19 protein-coding genes, 1 tRNA gene and 2 pseudogenes are annotated in these 20,411 nt (G+C 63.9%); 16 read left to right on the plus strand and 6 right to left on the minus strand.

The genetic code is table 11. The features are described 5' to 3' along the window. Positions 1 to 122: 122 nt before the first annotated feature. From paaZ to E1832_RS16280, 7 genes are all read left to right on the plus strand, one after another. Positions 123 to 2,153: a phenylacetic acid degradation bifunctional protein PaaZ gene (gene paaZ, locus E1832_RS16250; RefSeq protein ID WP_133360828.1), complete on the plus strand. Its 2,031-nt coding sequence runs from the start codon at positions 123 to 125 to the stop codon at positions 2,151 to 2,153. Between the two features lie 75 nt (positions 2,154 to 2,228). Further along, a complete protein-coding gene (locus E1832_RS16255; protein WP_133360829.1) occupies positions 2,229 to 3,032 on the plus strand; it encodes a PaaX family transcriptional regulator C-terminal domain-containing protein in 804 nt (267 codons plus the stop codon). 100 nt (positions 3,033 to 3,132) lie between these two features. After that, entirely contained in the window at positions 3,133 to 4,608 is a 1,476-nt protein-coding gene (locus E1832_RS16260) for a flavin-containing monooxygenase (protein WP_133360830.1), read from the plus strand. A 3-nt stretch (positions 4,609 to 4,611) separates the two neighbouring features. After that, entirely contained in the window at positions 4,612 to 5,562 is a 951-nt protein-coding gene (locus tag E1832_RS16265; RefSeq protein WP_133360831.1) for an alpha/beta fold hydrolase, read from the plus strand. A gap of 116 nt (positions 5,563 to 5,678) precedes the next feature. Further along, positions 5,679 to 5,755: transfer RNA gene (locus E1832_RS16270), tRNA-Met, on the plus strand. Positions 5,756 to 5,882: 127 nt separating this feature from the next. After that, the gene (locus E1832_RS23000) at positions 5,883 to 6,233 is read left to right on the plus strand and encodes a helix-turn-helix transcriptional regulator (protein WP_245514015.1); all 351 of its coding nucleotides are present in this window, start codon (positions 5,883 to 5,885) and stop codon (positions 6,231 to 6,233) included. A gap of 56 nt (positions 6,234 to 6,289) precedes the next feature. Beyond that, positions 6,290 to 6,706, plus strand: a complete 417-nt coding sequence (locus E1832_RS16280; RefSeq protein ID WP_133360832.1) for a hypothetical protein — start codon at positions 6,290 to 6,292, stop codon at positions 6,704 to 6,706. Between the two features lie 112 nt (positions 6,707 to 6,818). On the opposite strand, the gene E1832_RS16285 is transcribed toward E1832_RS16280, so the two are convergent. After that, entirely contained in the window at positions 6,819 to 7,400 is a 582-nt protein-coding gene (locus tag E1832_RS16285; protein ID WP_133360833.1) for a hypothetical protein, read from the minus strand. Between the two features lie 75 nt (positions 7,401 to 7,475). Next, positions 7,476 to 7,874, minus strand: coding sequence for a hypothetical protein (locus tag E1832_RS16290; RefSeq protein WP_133360834.1), 399 nt, complete (start codon positions 7,872 to 7,874; stop codon positions 7,476 to 7,478). Between E1832_RS16290 and E1832_RS16295 the strand changes: the two genes are divergently transcribed. After that, a complete protein-coding gene (locus tag E1832_RS16295) occupies positions 7,873 to 8,109 on the plus strand; it encodes a hypothetical protein (protein ID WP_133360835.1) in 237 nt (78 codons plus the stop codon). The two genes, E1832_RS16290 and E1832_RS16295, sit on opposite strands and share 2 nt — an antisense overlap. Positions 8,110 to 8,243: 134 nt before the next feature. Here the strand turns inward: E1832_RS16295 and E1832_RS16300 are convergent, their stop codons facing one another. Further along, a complete protein-coding gene (locus tag E1832_RS16300) occupies positions 8,244 to 8,546 on the minus strand; it encodes a hypothetical protein (protein WP_133360836.1) in 303 nt (100 codons plus the stop codon). Positions 8,547 to 8,594: 48 nt separating this feature from the next. Here E1832_RS16300 and E1832_RS16305 point away from each other — a divergent pair. Continuing rightward, positions 8,595 to 8,801 (plus strand): annotated as a pseudogene (locus tag E1832_RS16305) (type IIL restriction-modification enzyme MmeI); the annotation flags it as partial. Between the two features lie 164 nt (positions 8,802 to 8,965). Here E1832_RS16305 and E1832_RS23140 read toward each other — a convergent pair. Continuing rightward, positions 8,966 to 11,647, minus strand: coding sequence for a calcium-binding protein (locus tag E1832_RS23140; protein WP_206021069.1), 2,682 nt, complete (start codon positions 11,645 to 11,647; stop codon positions 8,966 to 8,968). Positions 11,648 to 11,718: 71 nt separating this feature from the next. Continuing rightward, positions 11,719 to 11,912: pseudogene (locus E1832_RS16315) on the minus strand (integrase core domain-containing protein); the annotation flags it as partial. A gap of 125 nt (positions 11,913 to 12,037) precedes the next feature. Here E1832_RS16315 and E1832_RS23290 point away from each other — a divergent pair. Genes E1832_RS23290 through dctP form a run of 6 tightly spaced genes read left to right on the plus strand, consistent with a single transcriptional unit; the run spans position 12,038 to position 17,135 of the window. Further along, the gene (locus E1832_RS23290) at positions 12,038 to 12,613 is read left to right on the plus strand and encodes a restriction endonuclease subunit S (protein ID WP_425358985.1); all 576 of its coding nucleotides are present in this window, start codon (positions 12,038 to 12,040) and stop codon (positions 12,611 to 12,613) included. Continuing rightward, complete coding sequence (locus tag E1832_RS16325; RefSeq protein WP_133360837.1) at positions 12,610 to 13,230, plus strand: TetR/AcrR family transcriptional regulator; 621 nt, start codon at positions 12,610 to 12,612, stop codon at positions 13,228 to 13,230. Before E1832_RS23290 ends, E1832_RS16325 begins: the two co-directional genes overlap by 4 nt. Beyond that, a complete protein-coding gene (locus tag E1832_RS16330; protein ID WP_133360838.1) occupies positions 13,227 to 14,234 on the plus strand; it encodes a dipeptidase in 1,008 nt (335 codons plus the stop codon). The genes E1832_RS16325 and E1832_RS16330 overlap by 4 nt, the downstream gene beginning before the upstream one ends. Then, positions 14,228 to 14,776: a TRAP transporter small permease gene (locus E1832_RS16335; RefSeq protein ID WP_133360839.1), complete on the plus strand. Its 549-nt coding sequence runs from the start codon at positions 14,228 to 14,230 to the stop codon at positions 14,774 to 14,776. The genes E1832_RS16330 and E1832_RS16335 overlap by 7 nt, the downstream gene beginning before the upstream one ends. A 1-nt stretch (position 14,777) precedes the next feature. After that, positions 14,778 to 16,073, plus strand: coding sequence for a TRAP transporter large permease (locus E1832_RS16340; protein ID WP_133360840.1), 1,296 nt, complete (start codon positions 14,778 to 14,780; stop codon positions 16,071 to 16,073). A gap of 42 nt (positions 16,074 to 16,115) precedes the next feature. Beyond that, positions 16,116 to 17,135, plus strand: coding sequence for a TRAP transporter substrate-binding protein DctP (dctP, locus tag E1832_RS16345; protein WP_133360841.1), 1,020 nt, complete (start codon positions 16,116 to 16,118; stop codon positions 17,133 to 17,135). Between the two features lie 263 nt (positions 17,136 to 17,398). Here dctP and E1832_RS16350 read toward each other — a convergent pair whose 3' ends face one another. Beyond that, the gene (locus E1832_RS16350; RefSeq protein WP_133360842.1) at positions 17,399 to 19,687 is read right to left on the minus strand and encodes an adenosylcobalamin-dependent ribonucleoside-diphosphate reductase; all 2,289 of its coding nucleotides are present in this window, start codon (positions 19,685 to 19,687) and stop codon (positions 17,399 to 17,401) included. Positions 19,688 to 19,857: 170 nt separating this feature from the next. On the opposite strand from E1832_RS16350, the gene E1832_RS16355 reads away from it, so the two are divergent. Next, positions 19,858 to 20,289 carry a DUF1489 family protein gene (locus tag E1832_RS16355; protein ID WP_133360843.1) on the plus strand — a complete coding sequence of 144 codons (432 nt, stop codon included), beginning with the start codon at positions 19,858 to 19,860 and terminating at the stop codon, positions 20,287 to 20,289. Positions 20,290 to 20,411: the final 122 nt, after the last annotated feature.

Below are 20,411 nucleotides of genomic sequence, written 5' to 3' on the forward strand. Positions count from 1 at the left end.
CCGCGCCTCCCCCCGTCTCTTGACAAACTTCTTGCATAAACCGACCGGACGGTCAATATTTGAATCAAACATCCTGGCCGCCGTCACAGGGCCGCGGCCACCCCGGGAGAGAGGATCATTTCATGAGCATTCGACAGATTTCCAGCTTCGCCGCCGGTGAATGGATCGCGCCGGGCGCAGGCGCGCGCGCCATTGCCAGCGCCATCACCGGCGAGGTGATCGCCAGCGCCGGCAACTCCGCGCTCGACGTCCAGTCGATGCTGGATCACGCCCGCGATGTGGGCGGTCCGGCGCTGCGCGCGATGACCTTCCACGACCGCGCCCGGATGCTCAAGGCGCTGGGGCAGCATCTGAACGCCAACAAACAGGCGCTGTACGACATTTCCTTCGACACCGGCGCGACCCAGTCGGACCACATGATCGACATCGACGGCGGCATCGGCACGATGTTCGTCTTCGCCTCCAAGGGCCGGCGCGAGATGCCGGACGATCATGTCTTCCTCGACGGCGAGCTGGAGCAGCTGGGCCGCACCGGCACCTTCATGGGCCAGCATATCTGCACGCCGCTGCATGGGGTGGCGGTGCATATCAACGCCTTCAACTTCCCGGTCTGGGGCATGCTGGAAAAACTGGCCCCGACCCTGCTGGCCGGCGTTCCGGCCATCGTGAAGCCCGCGACCAACAGCTGTTACGTCACTGAACTGGCGGTGAAATTGATGTTGGAGAGCAGCATCCTGCCCGAGGGCGCGCTGCAATTCGTTTCCGGCGGTCTGGGCGACATGCTGGACCGGCTGGGGATGCAGGATGTGGTCAGCTTCACCGGTTCGGCCGATACCGCGCTGCTGCTGCGGTCGAACAAGACCATCCTTGAAAACTCGGTGCGATTCGTCGCCGAGCAGGACAGCCTCAACGCCTCGATCCTCGGCCCCGATGCGGAGCCGGGCACGCCGGAGTTCGATCTGTTCATCAAGGAGGTCAGCCGCGAGATGACCGCCAAGGCGGGGCAGAAATGCACCGCGATCCGCCGCATCATCGCGCCGCAGGCGCAGGTGGATGCGGTGATCGAGGCGCTGAGCGAGCGGCTGGCCAAGACCGTAATCGGCGATCCGCGGCTGGAAGGCACCCGCATGGGCGCGCTGGTCTCGAACGGGCAGAAACAGGACGTTCTGGCCAAGGCCGCGCTGATCGGATCGGAGGCCGAGCGGGTGTTCGGCGATCCGGAGAATTTCGAGGTGGTGGGCGCGGATGCCGGCAAGGGCGCCTTTCTGCCGCCGATGCTGTTCCACTGCGCCAACCCCGACACCGCCCAGCGCGTGCACGATACCGAGGCCTTCGGCCCGGTCTCGACCGTCATGGGCTACCGCGATCTGGATCACGCGGTGGAGATCGCCAAACGCGGCCAGGGCTCACTGGTGGCCTCGGTCATCACCCATGACCCGGCGGTCGCGCGTCAGGTGGCGATCGGCGCCGGCGCCTATCACGGGCGGATCTATATCAACGACCGGGTGTCGATGAAGGAGAGCACCGGCCATGGCTCTCCCTTGCCGCATCTGGTGCATGGCGGGCCGGGCCGCGCCGGCGGCGGCGAGGAAATGGGCGGCGTGCGCGGGGTCAAGCATTACATGCAGCGCACCGCGATCCAGGGCTCGCCCGACATGCTCAGCGCGATCGGCAACAGATGGGTGCCGGGCGCGACGGAGATCGAGGCCCCGGCGCACCCCTTTACCCGCAAGTTCGGCGAGCTCAGGATCGGCGAGACCCTGCACACCGCCGCGCGCGAGGTGACGATGGCGGATATCGAGCATTTCGCCGAGTTCACCGGCGACACCTTCTATGCCCACATGGACGATGGGGCCGCCAAGCGGAACCCGTTCTTTCCCGGCCGGGTGGCGCATGGATACCTGTTGCTGAGCTTTGCCGCCGGGCTGTTCGTGGAACCGAACGAGGGGCCGGTGCTGGCCAATACCGGGCTCGACTCCTTGCGATTCATGAAGCCGGTGAGCGCGGGCGACAGCATCCGGGTGCGCCTGACGGTCAAGCACAAGACGCCGCGCAATGATGAGTATGGCGAGGTGCGCTGGCATGTGACCCTGACCAACCAGGACAGCGAAAAGGTCGCGGAATACGAGTTGCTGACCATGAACGCGTTCTGAACCGCCGGCTCTGACGCTGCGAAATCCTGAGGTTTCAGGATGGTGCGGCGGAGATGGCGGCGGTATCCTGCCGCCATGAAAGACGCCCAAGAAAGTTGGTTCGACACCTGTGCCCGGATTTTGACAGACCCGCAGAACCAGCGGGTCTGGTCGATCATCATATCGCTGTTCGGCGACCTGGCGCAGCGGCCCGGCGACCGGCTGAGCGGCAGCGCGCTGTCGCGGATCATCATGCCGATGGGGATCAAGCCCGAGGCGATCCGCGTCGCGTTGCACCGGCTGCGCAAGGATGGCTGGATCGACAGCGCCCGCTCGGGCCGGGCCAGCGAACATTTCCTGACCGGGTTCGGCCGCGCCCGCAGCGCCGAGGTGACGCCGCGAATCTATACCCGCGCGCCCGACACCCCCGCCGACTGGCACCTGCTGATCGCCGAGGACGGGCCCGGCCAGTCTGCGCTGGACGAGATGCTGCTGACCGCCGAGTATTTCAGCCTGGCGCGCAACGTCGCGCTGGGGGCTGGCGCCGCGCCGGAGACGGCCGCGGAACTGATGACGTTCGACGTGCGCGCCTATGCGGTGCCCGACTGGGTCCGCGCGAGGGCCTGCCCCGAGGATCTGGCCGAAAACTGCCGCAGCCTGATCGACGCCCTGGAACGCGCCGCCACCCTGCTGCCGCCGGAGGGGCAGATCACGCCGGTGCAGACTGCCACGCTGCGGATGCTGATCGTACACCGCTGGCGCCGGGTGGTGCTGCGCCAGCCGGATCTGCCGGCGGAATTCTTCCCGCCCGACTGGCCCGGCCCGGCCTGCCGCGCCGCCGTGTTCCGGTTGCTGGACCGGCTGCCGCGCCCGGCGCTGGACGCGCTCGACGCGGAGTGAGCCGGGCTGACGCGGCGTCGCCTGTACGATCCGGACAGGTTTTTGTACATTTCCGCGCGCGCGCCGCTAGGCTGCGGCAAAGATCGCAGCGGGACCAACCATGCCGGACCAGACTGAGTGCGATATCCTGATCGTCGGCGCCGGCTTCTCCGGCCTGATCATGGCGCTGGAGGCGCGCCGGCGCGGCTTTGGCAAGATCGTGATCCTGGAAAAGGCCGACGACATCGGCGGCACCTGGCGCGAGAACACCTATCCCGGCGTCGCCTGCGACATCCCCTCGCACCTCTATTCCATGGCGCGGCATCCGAACCCGGACTGGTCGTCCGCCTATGCCGGGGGCGCGGAGATCTGGGCCTATCTGCGCCGGGTGGCGCGGGACGAGGGCCTCTATGAGCTTTGCCATTTCGAGCAAACGCTGAAATCGGCGCGCTGGGACGGGACGCGCTGGCAGGTGGAGACGGAGAAAGGCGCGGAATACAGCACCCGGGTGCTGGTCTCGGCGCTGGGGCCGCTGCATGTGCCGCGCATCCCCAAGGTGGCCGGCGCCGACAGCTTTCCCGGTCCCGCCTTTCATTCGGCGGGGTGGGATCACGGTGTGGACCTTGCGGGCAAGCGGGTGGCGGTGGTGGGCACCGGCGCCTCGGCGATCCAGTTCGTGCCCCAGATCGCCAGGCAGGCCGCCCATGTCACCGTGTTCCAGCGCACCGCGCCTTACGTGATGCCGCGCGCCGACGGACCGATCGCGCCCTGGATGCGGACGCTGCACCAGCGTTTCCCGCTCAGCCGAGCGCTGCGCCGCTGGCTGATCTATCGCATGTTCGAGGCCCGCCACGCGGTGTTTCGCGGCAGGCCGCGGGCGGTGCATATGGCGATGGAGATGTGGCGCAAGACGATGGAGAAATCCATCACCGACCCGGCGCTGCGCAAGGCGCTGACCCCGCCCTATCGCATCGGCTGCAAGCGCATCCTCAGCTCCAACGACTGGTATCCGGCGCTGACGCGGGACAATGTGACCGTGATCCCCTCAGGCGTGGCAAAGATCGAGGGCGACCGGCTGATCGCCGAGGACGGAACCGAGACCCGGGCCGACGTGCTGATCTGGGGCACCGGATTTCACGTCACCGATGCGATGCGGCGAATGCGCATCAGCGGCGAGGGTGGCAAAAGCCTCGCCCGGCTCTGGGTGCGGGGGATGCAGGCGCATCTGGGAACCGCGCTGGCCGGGTTTCCCAACCTGTTCTTCATGCTCGGGCCGCATACCGGGCTGGGCCACAACTCGGTCGTGCTGATGGCCGAGGCGCAGGCGGAGCATATCGGGCGGCTGCTGGAGGGGATGCGGGCCAAGGGCATCGCCGCCGTCGCCCCGCGCGCGGAGGCGCAGGAGGCGTTCGAGGCGGAGATGGACGCGCGCCTCGCCTCCTCGGTCTGGCAGACCGGCGGCTGCACCTCGTGGTATCAGGACCACAGCGGGCGCAACCCGACGCTCTGGCCCGGGACCGCGGGCGAATATCGCAAACGCATGGCGCGCGCCGGGCTGGACCAGTACCGCCCGGTGCCGGTGAAGGAAGGAGACTGACCCTTGGCAAGCATTCTGATCGCTCTGATCCTGCTGATCGCGGCGGCGCTGGCCGCGCTGGCGGCGTGGACACGGTATCTGGGCCGCGACGTGGAAAGGCTGGTTCCCCGGGAGGGACGGATGCAGCCGGTGCCGGGCGGCGCGATCCATTATGTCGATCTGGGCCCGCGCGAGGCGCCGGTGGTGGTGCTGATCCACGGGCTGTCCGGGCAGTTGCAGCATTTCACCTATGGGGTGACCGGGTTGCTGGAACAGGACTATCGCGTGATCGCGCTGGACCGGCCCGGTTGCGGCTATTCCACCCGCGACAGCGACGAGCTGGCGGCGTTGCCGGAACAGGCGCGGATGATCTGGGCGCTGCTTGATGCGCTGGGAGTCGGGCGGGCGGTGCTGGCGGGGCATTCGCTGGGTGGCGCGGTGGCACTGGCAATGGCGCTGGAGCGGCCCGGGCAGGTGGCCGCGCTGGCGCTGATCTGTCCGCTGACCCATGCGCAGGGGAACGACATTCCCGCCTTCAAGGGGCTGGAGGTGGCCTCGCCGCTGCTGCGCCGCGCCATCGCCCATACCATCGCGGTGCCGATGGCCCGGCGCACCGCCGCCGCGGTGCTGGAGATGGTGTTTCGCCCCGACCCCTGCCCCGAGGATTTCCTGTCTCGCGGCGGCGGCGCGCTGGGGCTGCGGCCCAAAGCGTTCATCGCCGCCTCGGCCGATTACATGGCCGCCAATGCCGGCATCACGGCGCAACAGCTGCGCTATGCCACCGATCTGAACACGCCGGGCGGGGTCCTGTTCGGGGAGGCCGACAACCTGCTGCCGCCGGACCGTCATGGCGCGCCGATGGCGGCGCATGGGCTGGGGTATGAGGAGATGGCGGGCCGGGGCCATATGCTGCCCATCACGGCGCCGGCGGCCTGCGCCGATTTCATCCGCCGCATGGCCGCCAAAGCATCCTGATCCCCTTCCGCGCGAGGAGCGCGGGCGCCGCGTAAACATCAGGCCCGGAATACGAAAAACCATGGATTTCCCGCTTGACCCGCCCCGCCGAACCCCCTAAATGCGCTCTCACCCGTGGCGGAGTAGCTCAGTTGGTTAGAGCAGCGGAATCATAATCCGCGTGTCGGGGGTTCAAGTCCCTCCTCCGCTACCACTATTTCCTCAGTGAAATCAGCAACTTCCTCCTATGTGGGGTTTTCTGCCGGGCTGCGAAACGCGTTCCGGGGTGGCGCCGGGGTGGCAGAATGACGCTACTGCATTAATCGCTCCATCATCCCAGTGTGATCATCTTCAGCGACGGCTTGTTCGGCAAGACAATAGAGAGCCTGCGAATTTTTCGATTTTCTCTCCCAAATCGTCTCAAGACGTTTCCGCCCGCCCGGGAGCAGACCGACCTCTTTTCTGCATCGCACAAGGAGATCAAAATGCACCCTGCACACCCCCACAAGGACAGCCTCGTCCGGGTTTCCACGCTCGTCGAAATGCTCCAGCGCTCTCGCGCCAGCATATATCGAGACATCAATCGCGGCGTCTTTCCCAAGCCCCTGAAGCTTGGCAATTCGTCTCGCTGGCGCTTGGCTGAAGTCGAAGCCTACATTGAGTGTTGCGCTGAAGATCGCGACCACGACTGACCGCTCTGTTGGCGATCCGAACAACTGAATGTCCCGGGTCGCGCAGACGGCCCGGGATGGTGTACCTCGATCAATCTTTGCCGGTCCGAGCCGTCGTTCAGATGGGCGGAAAAGGCGGGATAGTGATCCCGTCGCGACCGAAACCTGAACGAGCTCAGGATCCGTACAAAAAAAACCAGGGTCTGCGCGATATCCGCGAGCTGCGCGGCATGCCATTGAAGCCCTGCATCGAGGTCGGTGCCCACGTAGGCCCCCTCAATCTCGACGCCCGGTTCGCCGATATTCGCGATGAGATCATCAGGAAGCTTGTGCAGAACCTTCGTGAGTTCACAGGTTTCATCTTCCCTGGCGCTCTCATCAGACAAAGCCCGAAGGCGCGGAGTAATGGACGCCTCCGGATCTGCTTGCACCTGGCGAAAAATCCGATCGAGGCTGTCGCCATGCCGGTCGAGGTAAGACCGAAGACGGCGTAGCGCGGCGCTCGCGAGAAGTGCCGCTGCACTTGGACGTATGACGTGGTTCATGTTCAGAACCTCTTCGCGACCAGCCGTGAATTGTTTTCGAGTTCCGGGATTTCCCGGCTGCTCAGGAGGTGTTTTCGGTTTCTCTTTGTCGGCAGAAATCCGGAACAAGGTTCGACCACGGACGTTCCGCGCCCGCTTTACTTAGTAAAAGCAAGGGGTACGGGCCTGGAAGGCATGGCCCTGCCACGATATCGGGCGGGCGCGCGCGATCCCAGTCCGGACGGACCACGGCGAGGTTCTTGGAGACGTACTCGCCGCTCTCGATGCGCTTGTAGAAGCAAGGGAGGTCGCTTTGGACCGACTGCGCGCTGAGCAAGAGGTTCGCAAGAGGATCTGAAGATAGGGCCCTGCCCATATCGCCGAAGTCAGGATCATGGTAGCCGTCGAAGACAGGACGAAACCCCAAGGTTTCATTCGCAACCTCTCGGCACAGAACATCCCGCACGGCTTGCAATGCCCCATCAGCATCTTGGCCGAAAAGGCGACCGTCGCGTATCGCCGCCAGGCACCTTCTGATGAATGATGCCTCTCTTGCGCTGCAAGCGATCTGAGCTCCATTGATCGCGGTGGAAAATGAACGGGCTCTTGTGCAGGTTTCCGCGATCAGATCTTCGAGAGTGGTCTGGTGTTGAATCGATAACATGGACTGTCCTTTCTTGGACGAGACCGCAGAATGCCGCCTCTTCAAACCCGGCCTCGTCAGGGGCCGGAACCAGGATCAGTCGTCGTATTGGAAGTCCGCTCCCCGACGCTGGTTGATCTGCTCAAGCAGGTCGCGAAATCTGTCGGTGAGAAGACACAGTTCGTGAACCACGGGATCACATGGGCTCAACTTGGTAAACTGGGCCGCCTCCTCAGAGTCCAGGTCGCTGGCCCTGTCGAGGTTGAGAAGTCGACCAAATGCAGCCAGCTCATGCAGATGCCGGTCCTGTAAATCGGCGGTCAGGTCGACCCGGAACATCAGCTGGATGCACCGGGATTCCCATTTTGCCCCCCCAAGCAGAGACGCGGCGGCCGTCAGTGCCGCGCCGTGGTCGCGAAAATATCTTCGAACCAAATCAAGCGACGTATTCGAAGTCGGCATTTGGCCCGATCGCGGATTCTGGATATCAAACATGTTGGATTTCCTTGAAATCGCTGCCCTTCCTGGCAGCGTCAATCCACCGTGTTTCCTCCTTTCAATTGGTGGCCCGGGCCAGCGGCTCTTTGAGCAGCAAGAGATGATTGCAAAGCCATTGTTCCCGTGTTTCGTGATCCTTTTGAACCCGCATCGGCACCGCTATCTCCAACTCATGAATCTCGCGCCTTCCCCGATCGAATTGAGCAATTTTCCCCGAAACGGCGGCGATTGACGGAAGTTGAAGCGATCCGCGGAAAATGTTGTGAAAGGGATAATTCCATCCCGTGCGGGTGATGTTGTTCCGTTCTCAACACGCCTCGGAAACACGGGAAATAACAGTATGGAGCAGAAATGGGCGGAACAGAGTCAGAGGATCAGTTCCGTCGTGACCGTGCGTCGCCGCTCGACGAAATCCTCGAATTCCGCGGCGGCCTTCAGCCCTTCCGAACGGTCGTAATGACGCCCAGTGATGCTTTCGTCCACGTGCCTGAGAAGCGTCTTCGCGGCATATGCACCGCCGATCAGGTTCTCTGATGCTTCGGTGGCGACATTGTCGCGTAGCCGATGGATCGGGATACGAACCCCGAACTCCCGTTCGGTGAGGTTACCCGTCAACCGCCCAAGATGCTTCGACGTGATCGCGTCGGGCTTGCCTCTGGAACGTCTCATCCGGAACGTGCAATTCTGCGCATTAAAAAGACCGGGAGAATCAGGATCATGAACGCAGTCAAGATCGAGGAAGCCGTCTCCGACCTCGCCGGGCAGCTTTTCGACGCCGCCGAGTTCCCGTTCGCCTTCCTGGCCGCCTTCGGCAACAAGGAGGCGACGATCAAGCGTCTCCGGGCCGGCAACACCAACAAGTCCGACGTCGGTGGCGTCCTCCAGCGCAACAACATCCACATCGCCGTAGCCGAACTGACCTGCCCCCCGCGAAATCCCTCACCATGATGTAGAGTCTGCGCCAGCCGCGAAGGGGGCATCCAAACATGCACCACCGTTCTCATCGAACTCCGCCGCCACGAAATACGCGCCGGCCGTCTTCAGGATCTCACTGGCGGTGCAAAGTTCGATGACCGCGGCGGCGCGCGTCAGAACAGGAAATCCCCCGGGTCGAGATGCTTGGGCAGCACCCCGTCAAGGTGAATCTCCCCCGCGCCGGTGTCGATGAGAGTATCCCCGCCAACACGGCTGATCCGCAGATCGTCATAGTCAAGCTTCAACCCGCTGAGGTCGATCTTGTCCCGGCCGGGGTCAAAGTCGCGGATCGTGTCGATGCCGTGTTTGCGCCCGAAAACAAAGACGTCGGCGCCGCCACCGCCGATCAGAACATCATCGCCCTTGCCGCCGTCGAGGATATCCGCGCCGCCTTTCGCCTTCAGAACGTCATTTCCGCCGCCGCCTTCGAGCCGGTCATCGCCCTTTCCACTGATCAGCCGGTCGCGCCCGGCGTCGCCTTTCAGGATGTTGTCGCCCTTGCGGTCTTTCAACAGGTCGTTGCCGGCCCCGCCCAAGAGGCGATCATTGCCCGCGTCTCCGAAGAGCCGGTCGTTGCCCTTGCCGCCGTCGAGGATATCCGTACCGCCTTTCGCCTTCAGAACGTCATTTCCGCCGCCGCCTTCGAGCCGGTCATCGCCCTTGCCGCCCTTCAGGAGATCGGCACCGCTACCGCCGATCAGCTTGTCATTGCCACTGCCGCCGTCCAACGTATCGCTGCCACGTCCGCCTTTCAGGACGTCCTTGCCGCCCAAGCCTTTGACAGTATCGTCGCCGCCAAGCGCGTTGATCCTGTCGGCTTTTCGGGTGCCCTTGAGGTCATCATCGCCCTCGGTTGGGGTGTCGCCCGACGTTGGTGGACTGCCGCCATCAATCACGGTGCCCGCGATTTCGGAGGTGCCCAGGGTTACATTTCTGCCGGAGACATCCGTCAGTACAACCTTCCAGCCTTCGCCGCCCTCAGAGAAGCCATCGGCCAGAACCGGGATCAGGATGCGTGCCGCATTTCCGTCCGCATCGCCAGGAGCCAAGGTTACTGTTCCGCTCGTCGGAGCACCGAAATCCTCTGCCGAGACGGACGACCCGTCCCGACCTTTCAATTGCCACGAAACACTTGCCTCGTCCTCAATCACTCCGATCCGGGCGATTGTGAAGGCCAGGTCTGTGCCCTCGGACACTTCTCCACCGCCGTAGACATAAACCAATCCTTTGGCGACATCTGCAACACCCGAGCCGCCGACCGAAAGGACCGCCTCGCGATCACCGGCGTCACCACCGGCGCCGCCACTGCCATCCGCACCCACTGCCCCGACTACTCCATCGGCTCCCGTTTTCTCAGGGTCGATGTCTGGAACGTCCTCACTGGTGTAAACATGTGAATAACCTCCTTCGAGAAACGCCCACAGTGGTTCGGGGTCAAACCCGGTGGTTCCAGCAGTAGCACCACCGCCACGGAGGAATTCATCGCCGCTGCCACCAACCCCCCAGACCGAATAGCTTGGCCGTTGGTCGACCCCACCGGTCCCACCGCTGCTGTCACCGCCCACGCCACCTTCGCCGCCAAAGCCGCCATTACCCGCCTTCAGATCACCAAGATCCCCAGCGAAAGCGCCGCTAATCTCGCCGGAATTTCGAACAAAGGTGGCTGTGCCTCCGATACCCCCGGTGCCGCTATTCCCTCCGGATCCTCCGCGCCCTCCGTCGCCACCATCGCCCCCGCCAGTGGTGACGTAACTCCAATAAGGTTTGTGGAAAAAATAGGCCGGCGCCCCGTCAATGACGTCTCTGGGATCGCCCGTGGGACTCCATGTCACGATGTCATAGGATTCCCATTCGATCCCGCCGTCAGCGCCATCGCCGCCAACACTTGCCCCGCCGCTTCCACCGCGCCCGCCAAAGCCGCCGGTGCCCCCGACGATGTCTCCCAAGACAACGATTTCGCCCGAAGGGAGCCGACCTCCAAATGCGACATCCAAGAGTGTCAACGTTCCGTGATTTTCTATGACACTTGCATCACCGCCCGTGCCACCTGTTCCGCCATCTCCTCCGCGGCCACCAGTTCCGCCATCTCCACCGTCTCCTGCAAACGGTTCTGCTCCGGAGTTTTCAACTGGACCGCAGGAATATTTGAAACTCGCCGCATTGAATGGCACAGGTATCGTAGCAGCGTTGTCGTCGACTTCGCCGTCGCCGCCCCGCGATACGCCGCCAAATCCGCCAGTACCGCCGGTCGCGCCCTTCTGGCCAGATGAACTAACGTCGCCAAAGCCTACACGCTCGAGCGTCAGCGCGCCGAAATTCAGGATTGAGGCGGCAGAGGACCGAGCTTGCTCGATTGCATTTCCACCATCCTCCCCCGCACCGCCCTCGTCTCCGTCAGCGCCATCGTGACCTTCGAACGGAATCTCGGGCGAGTCGCTGCCCCCGGTTCCCCATGTGCCATAGGGAAAGCCAATGCCCCCCACTTCCTCTGTACCGCCTATCAAGTCGACGTTGCAGAGCGTCAGGTTGCCCCCTTCCGCGATGGTGAAGTTCTTCCCGCTGTCCGCCCTGATGACAACGTCAGAGATTCCATCACCGTCGTGGTCCCCATCGATGATAACCGGACCGCCCTCAGCCGTGATCTGGAATTGTTCAGAATGGACCACTTCCCGCACACCGTCCGCGAAACGGATCTTGTCTTCACCCGCTCTGCCTTTTGCCAGTTCTATTGCCTCTCTAAGCGTAAGCCCGTCATCGGGGTCGCCCGACCCAGTCGTTACAGTAAAGGTGGCCATATTCGTCCCCCCCCCCTTGACGAGTGCGCTACAATCCCTTCGGGCCGCACAATGCTCTTGATCAGCCCCATCTAAGTGGTCCAGTTTGAACCAGACTGCATAATTGGCCTTATTTCTATCGTACGTAGGTTTCCGGGCCTGGTGGTCGGTAGCCCAGAGCGCTGTGGGGCCGTTTCGCGTTGTAGTGTTTCCTCCATTGTTCGATAAGGATTTGTGCCTCCCGCAAGCTGTTGAAGACTTCGCCATTGAGCAGTTCATCCCGGAGGAGGGTCGTGTCTCGGAAGTGGTGGAAATTCGAAGGTGGCGTAATCTCCGGGTGAACTGACACCTACCCGACCGGCGGCTGCAACCGCCGCCGCCCTCTTCCCCAACAGCTTCGGCCCCGACGGCCTGCCGAAGGGGTGGGAGGTGGGAGAGGTGGGCGATCTGATCACGCTTCAACGTGGCTTCGACCTCCCCAAGAAAAATCGACAGGATGGCCCTTTCCCGGTTATGGCCGCCGGGGGACATCATGGAACTCACAATGAGTTCAAGGTCAAAGAACCCGGCGTTACGACGGGGCGAAGCGGAGTTATCGGCCAAGTCTATCTCGTGACCGGTGATTTCTGGCCGCTTAACACATCGTTGTGGATTAAGGAATTCAAAGGGTGTTCACCGTATTTCGCATACTTCTTTCTCGGCGCACTGGATCTCGCGGCATTGAATTCTGGCTCGGCTGTCCCCTCCCTCAGCTGGACGTGCCGGAGCCAGAGTGCGTCGCTTTTGCATCCGTACGGTTTTTCTGAGACTTCGCTTACCCTCCTATCATGTGCGATGGCTCCCACCGAAACATCGAGCCATTCCTCGCCTCGGAGAAGTTCACCCCGACGGTCGGGAACCTCCGGTCAGCACGCGGGAATTTTTTACATTGTTGACAGAATCAAAAACATAAATAACGTAATGTATGTAATTGGAGGCGAAGCGTGACAACGAAGAGACGATCCCAGAGCGAGCGGCGAGAGCAGACGCGCAACGCGTTGATCGACGCGACCACCGAGTTGCTCATGGAGCGCGGCATGCAAGGCGCAGCCGTCCAGGAGATCTGCAAGCGCGCCGGCGTGACGACCGGCGCCATCCAGCACCAGTTCGGCTCGAAGACCGGGCTGATCGCCGAGGTGGTGGAAACCCTGTTCACCTCCTTTGCGGACGATATTCCCGCGATCGGCGAGGCGGATCTATCGCTCGAAGAGCGCGTCGCGCGCGTCGTCGATCATTATTGGTCGATCTACGGCGGCGAACGGTATTTCGCGGTGCTCGAGATCCTCCTGGCAACCCGGCATGACCCCTCGCTCATGACGCTGGTCTCGCAATACCGCTCGCGCAACCTCTCCGCGCTCGAGCATCGACTGCTCGTGGAGTTCCCGGATGTCGACCTGCCGCCTTCAGAATTGAAAGCCACGGTGCAGCGCATGATGGATTACCTGCGCGGCCATGCCCTTCGCCGCCTGTATCAGTCCGACGCAACGCTGGACCGGCAGGCGCTCGATCATGCCCGCAAGATGGTCCTGACCGAATTTGAACCCAGACAGAAGGCCCGGACATGACCGTCGAACCGCTGCATCAAACCGCGCTGGTCTGGGACCAGACCTTTCCCGCCACACCCACCTGTGGCGCCTGGTCGACGCACCTGCGCGCGTTGGAGCGGATGCACGCCAGCGGCTATGACGCGGTGTCGATCACCGTCGCTTCCGATCCGAACGATACGATGGAAGCGCTGCGCCGAATCGCGCAATGGCGCCGTTTCGTGGCGCAAAACCCCAACAGATACCTGCTCCTCACCCGCGCCGAACATGCCGAGGAGGCCAGGGCCAGCGGCCGGCTGGCACTCGGCTTTCACTTCCAGGGCACCACGCCCTTCGGCCGCGATCTCGGCCTGGTCGAAGCATTCTATGCGCTTGGCGTGCGCCATGCCCTGATGGCCTATAACCAGAAGAACCACGTCGGCGACGGCTGCCACGAACGCACCGATGCCGGGTTGTCCCGCTTCGGCCAGGATCTCGTCGCGGAAATGCAGCGTGTCGGCATGCTCGTGGACGTCACCCATACCGGCCGGCGCACGGCGATGGACGTGTTCGAGGTCGCGCGCGCGCCAGTCATCTTCTCACACTCCAACGCGCGCGCACTGACCGATCATGAGCGCAATATCGACGACGAGATGGCACAAGCCTGCGCCGCGACGGGCGGCGTCGTAGGCTTGAACGGGATCGGCATCTTCCTGGGCGAGATGGCGGCGTCGACCGAGGCGCTGTTCACGCACCTCGATTACTGGGTGCAGCTTCTGGGGCCGCGGCATGTGGGCATTGGCCTCGACAGCGTGTCCGACATCGGCGCGCTGGCCAACTCGGTCGAGGACCAGGCGTCGAAATACCCCGAAGGTCAGGGCTATGACCGCACCGATGTGATGAAGGTCTCCACGCCCGAGCAGATTCCCGAGTTGAGCGACCGGATGCTGCGCGCGGGCTATTCCGAAGTCGATATCAGCCTGATCCTTGGCGGCAACTGGCTGCGGCTGGCGCGCGAAGTCTGGAAGGACGTTCCCGGATGCTGACACGGATCTCAGAGCGCGCCGACGCGCTGTCGCGGCTGATCGCCTCGCTGTTGACCGGCCTCGCGGCGCTGGCCGTCGGGGCAATCGTCCTGGTTCTGGCCTTTTCCAGTCTCCAACGCTACGCGCTCGCCCAGCCGATCCCGGCCACCGAGGAAATCGCGGCCTATCTCTTCGTCTGCGTGGCCTTCCTGTCGATGGTGGGCGGATTGGTCGAGGGACGGCACATCCGGCTGCTGCCCCTGTGGCGCAAGCTGCCGATGCAGGCGCAGAACTGGGCCATGCTGGCGGGGCATCTGTTTTCGGTCGCGGTGCTCACCGTGATCACCCGAGAGACCTTTGCCTTTGCCTGGAGCAGCTACGAGTTCGGGGCGCGCAGCTATGTCGCGAACCTGCTCGAATGGCCCTGGATGATGATCCTGCCCGCCACGCTGGCGCTGCTGGCGCTGGCCATTGCCATCCGCGCCCTTGCCGATCTGGACCGCGCCCTGCGTGGCCTGCCTGCCCCCGAGGCGCTTGCAGCCGACAGTGAAGAGGCCATCTGACATGCTGACATTTTCCTTGCTCGCGCTTGTCGCCTTTGCCCTGCTCTCCGGCGCGCTGCTGGGGGTGCTGATCGGGGCGGCCGGGCTGACCGTGCTGTGGTTCGAATTCAACGGCAATTTCAGCGTGCTGGGCAACGCGAGCTGGAACCTGTTCAACAGCTTCACCTTCACCGCCGTTCCGGCCTTCATCCTGTTGGGAGAGATCCTCGGCCAGTCAGGGCTCGCCAAGCGCATCTATGGCGCGATCTCGCCCGGTTTCGAGCGGCTGCCCGGCAAGCTGCTGCAGACCAATATCGGCGCCTGCACCGTGTTCAGCGCCATCAGCGGCTCCTCCACCGCCACCGCGGCGGTGGTGGGGTCGATCGCCTATGACGAACTCAAGGACCGCGGCTATGACCGTTCCGCCATCGTCGGAACCATCGCGGCCGGCGGCACCCTCGGCATCCTTATCCCGCCCTCCATCGCGCTGATCGTATACGGCGCGTGGCAAAACGTGTCGGTCGGTGCGCTGTTCCTCGCCGGCGTCGTGCCGGGACTGCTGCTGACCGGGCTGTTCATGGTCTATATTGCGGTTCTGGCGAAGCTGCGCCCAAAGGCGGTGCCGCCCGCGCGCGAAGTCATGCCGCTGGCACGGGCGCTGGCGAAATCTGCCGAAGCATGGCCTTTCCTCATCCTCGTCTTCGCGATCCTCGGCACCATCTTCCTCGGTCTCGCCACGCCAACCGAGGCGGCGGCGCTGGGGGTGGTCACGGCAATCGTGCTCGCGGCCCTCTACCGGGAATTCTCGCTGGCCCGGCTCTGGGCGGCGCTTATGGCGACCGCGCGCACCTTTTCCACGCTGGCGCTGGTGATCCTCGGCGCCCTGATCCTCAGCCAGGCGGTGGCCCTGACCGGCCTGCCCCGGGTGTTGATCGAATTGGTGGGCGAGGCCGGCCTGCCCGCCCCGGCGGTGATCACGCTGATCTATCTGCTCTACCTGGTTCTGGGCTGCTTCTTCGGTCCATTGGAAATGCTGCTGATCACCCTGCCCTTCGTGTTCCCGCTGGTGACCGGGCTTGGGTATGACCCGGTATGGTTCGGCATCGTCCTGGTCATCGTCATCGAGATCGGGCTTCTGACGCCGCCCCTGGGCATCAACCTCTTCGTCGTCATGGCCGTGAGCCGCAACGAGATCAGCCTGGGCCAGGCCGCGCTGGCCTGCCTGCCCTACTGGCTGCTGATGCTGGCCGCTCTGGCGCTGATCACAATCGTCCCGCAGATCGCGCTGATGCTGCCGCAGGCGGCCGGGTTCGGCTGAGCGCAGAGACACAAACCGCCAATCAAAACAGGGAGAGTAACGATGGGACTGAGAGACTGGGCACTGGCCGCGACGCTGGCGGCCACGGCACTGACCGCGCAGGCGGCCGAGGTGGAATGGACACTCGGCTCCGCTGTCGGCCCGCAGGATCCGACGACGCTGAATTATCAGGAACTGGCGCGCCGCGTGGCCGAAGCCTCGGGCGGCCGGTTCGAGATCGAGGTGATCCCGATCGAGACCATCGGGTTCAAGAACGTGGATTCGCTCCGTGTGGTCAAGCAGGGGGCGGTGGATGCGATGGGCCTCGTTCCCTATTACGTCACGCGCGACGAACCGGCGATGGGCGTCTTCGCGCCGCATGGCATGCTGGTGGAAGCCGAAGAGAACCTCAAGATCGTCGATACCCAATATGAGATCGCCCGCGAAATCCTGAGCGGCGACAAATGGGGCATGGAGCTGATCGCGCGCGCGCCCTTCGGCGCCCTGCGCGACATGGTGATCATGACCAAGGAGCCGATCAACACTCTGGACGGTTTGCGAGGCATCAAGTTCCGCCACTTTACCAAGGACGGGCTCAAGGCGTTCAACGCGCTCGGCATCTCCACCCAGGTGGTCCCCTCGTCGGAGCTCTACCTGGCGCTCAAGACCGGTGTGGTCGACGGTTCGGTCTACGGGCCCACCTATGCCAAGTCGCAGTCGATCTACGAGGTCACCTGCTGCTATTCCTACCTCGGCGCATTCTCGATGGCCTATCCGTTCTCGATCGTCGCCCAGAAGGAAACCTGGGCCGCCGTGCCCGAGGACCTGCAAGAGATCTTTGTCACCGAGGCCCGCGTGATGTGGGACGAGGCGCTGGAAAGATGGCGCAGCGCCGAAACCGAAAAGGCCGCCTATGACTGGCTGAAGACCCAAGGCGGTATGCGCGAACTCGACCCCATGCCGTTGGAGGACCGCAAGGAAATCCAGGCCGAACTGATCAAGATCTGGAAGGGCACCTGCGCCGGCCTTGGCGAACAAGCTGTCTCATATTGCACCCGGATCGAGGCGGCGCTGACCAACTGATCCTCCCCGCAGGCGGCGCGGTGGCTCTCAACCGTGGCTGCGCCGTCTGCAAAAGGGGCAAGGATGACCGGTCCATAGCCCACTATCCCACCAATTCTTCGATCCTGGCTCTGGACCGGCACGGACCCGCCACGCTGGCTGAGACGCTGACTGGCAGCGCCTATTCAAGTCCATCAGCCCGATCCAGGCCGATGGAGATCTGTCGCCGGCTTATGGGGTGCGAAACCCCGGAAAATGGACGGCTGTTGCCTGTCCCCCGCGCCTCAGCCGCACTTGGAATAACCGCAGCTGGCGCAGGTCATGCAGCCCTCGATCATCCGCATCTCGTACTGGCCGCAGGAGGGGCAGGCCTTGCCGCGCGGGGCGTCAAGGTTGACCACCTGCGCCTGCGGGTCGCTTTTCAGGCCCATCCCCTCGCCCTCGAGGAACCCGATGGAGACCATGTGCCGCTCCAGCACACCGCCGATGGCGGCCAGGATCGAGGGGATGTATTTGCCCTGCACCCAGGCGCCGCCGCGCGGATCGAACACCGCCTTGAGCTCTTCGACCACGAAAGACACATCGCCGCCGCGGCGGAACACCGCCGAGATCATCCGGGTCAGTGCCAGCGTCCAGGCGTAATGCTCCATGTTCTTGGAGTTGATGAAGACCTCGAACGGGCGGCGGTGGCCGTTGATGATGATATCGTTGATCGTCAGATAGATGGCGTGTTCGCTGTCGGGCCATTTCAGCTTGTAGGTATTGCCCTCCAGCGCCTGCGGCCGGTCCAGCGGCTCGGACATATAGACCACCTCGGCGCCCGGCACCGTCTCGCCCGCACCCTGGGCGGCCGCCTCGCCCGGGGCGGCGTCGGTCTTTTCGCTGACGCTCAGCACCGAGCCGGTCACGTCATTGGGCCGGTAGGTGGTGCAGCCCTTGCAGCCGGTCTCATAGGCCTGCATGTAGACGTCCTTGAAGGCGTCGAAGCCGATGTCCTCGGGGCAGTTGATGGTCTTGGAGATCGAACTGTCGATCCATTTCTGCGCCGCCGCCTGCATCCGCACGTGATCCTGCGGCGCCAGCGTCTGGGCGTTGACGAAGTAATCCGGCAGCGCCGCGTCGCCGAACTTGTCGCGCCACATCTGCACCGCGTAATCGACCACCTCTTCCTCGCTGCGCGAGCCGTCCTTTTGCAGCACCTTGCGGGTGTAGGAATAGGCAAAGACCGGCTCGATCCCCGAAGAGACATTGCCGGCATAAAGGCTGATCGTGCCGGTGGGTGCGATCGAGGTCAGCAGTGCGTTGCGGATGCCGTGCTCTGCGATCGCCGCGCGCACATCCTCATCCATCTGCCGCAGCGCGCCCGAGGCGAGGTATTTCTCGGCGTCGAACAGCGGAAAGGCGCCCTTTTCCTTGGCCAGTTCGACCGAAGCCAGATAAGAGGCCCGCGCGATCGCGTGCAGCCAGTCCTCGGTCTGTCTGGCGGCCGCCTCACTGCCATAGCGCAGCCCCAGCATCAGCAGCGCGTCGGCCAGCCCGGTGACCCCCAGCCCGATCCGCCGCTTGGCCTGCGCCTCGGCCGCCTGTTCGGGCAGCGGGAATTTCGAGGTATCGACCACATTGTCCATCATCCGCACCGCGGTGGCGACCAGATCGGACAGCGCCGCCTGATCCAGCGCCGCGTCGGGTCCGAACGGATCGCTGACCAGCCGCGCCAGGTTGACCGAGCCCAGCAGACAGGCGCCATAGGGCGGCAGGGGCTGCTCGCCGCAGGGGTTGGTCGCGGCGATGGTCTCGCAATAGGCCAGATTGTTCATCTGGTTGATGCGGTCGATAAAGATCACCCCCGGCTCGGCGTAATCATAGGTGGCGCGCATGATCTTGTTCCACAGATCCCGCGCCTGCACCGTGTGATAGACTTTGTCGCCGAATTTCAGCTCCCACGGACCATCCGCCTTGACCGCCTCCATGAAGGCATCGGTGACCAGAACAGACATGTTGAAATTGCGCAGCCGCGCCGGGTCGGACTTGGCCGAGATGAACTGTTCCACATCCGGATGATCGCAGCGCATGGTCGCCATCATCGCGCCGCGGCGGGATCCGGCGGACATGATGGTGCGGCACATGGCGTCCCAGACATCCATGAAGGACAGCGGGCCGGAGGCGTCGGCGGCGACCCCGGCAACGGCAGCGCCGCGGGGTCGGATGGTCGAGAAATCATAGCCGATGCCGCCGCCCTGCTGCATGGTCAGCGCGGCCTCTTTCAGCATGTCGAAGATGCCGCCCATGGTGTCCGGGATGGTGCCCATGACAAAGCAGTTGAACAGCGTCACCTCACGCGCGGTGCCGGCGCCGGCGGTGATGCGGCCGGCGGGCAGGTATTTGAAATCCTCCAGCGCGGCAAAGAATCGCTCTTCCCACAGGGCCGGATCCTTTTCGACCCGCGCCAGGTCGCGGGCGATGCGTCGCCAGGTATCCTCGACCGTCAGGTCGATCGGCACACCGTCGGCGGATTTGAAGCGGTACTTCATATCCCATATCTGCTCGGCGATGGGGGCGGCGAAACGGGTCATATTGGCGATCCTTGGCAGAGGATTTGTCATTTTGAGTAGATACCCAAGATACACCACAACCTCGGGCGACCACAACAAGCCAAGCCGCCGGAAGCGAAAAATAACACTAGGGTTTGCCGTCGGGTGCGGAGCCCCTACAATATGAGCTTATCTGTTGGGGGGCGACTCGCGTGACCGGAACCATCAACCTGATCAAGCTCTGCGTCGGCGCCGAAGGGGTGCAGGATCTGCATGACTGGCAGCTGACCCCGCACGCCTGCACCGCCGAGGGCTATCCGCGCCACGTCACAAGAATGTGGCCCAAACGCACCGAAGAGCTGCTCAATGGCGGCTCGCTCTACTGGGTGTTCAAGGGCGTGGTGCTGGCCCGCCAGCGCGTCCTGCGGCTGGACGAGGTCGATCGCGGCGACGGTATCCGGCGCTGCGGCATCGTCATGGACCGGGAGATTGTCCTGACCCGCGCCGCCCCCCGCCGGCCGTTTCAGGGCTGGCGCTATCTGACGCCCGAGGATGCCCCGGCCGACCTGCCCGCCGGGCGGGCGCAGGAAGCGGCGCTGCCCGAGGAGCTGGACCGCGCACTGGCCGAGATCGGGGTGCTTTGAGCCCTTCGCGCGCGTGACGGTTCAGCCCGTCGGACACGGCGAAACCCCGGGGGTGGCATCCATGCCCCCTCTGCGCGCCGGGCATGCACCGGCGCGGGCAACCGATTGAAACGCCTGACGGT

The sequence above is a fragment of the Antarcticimicrobium luteum genome (genome assembly GCF_004358185.1).
In the GTDB taxonomy this organism is placed as follows: domain Bacteria; phylum Pseudomonadota; class Alphaproteobacteria; order Rhodobacterales; family Rhodobacteraceae; genus Antarcticimicrobium; species Antarcticimicrobium luteum.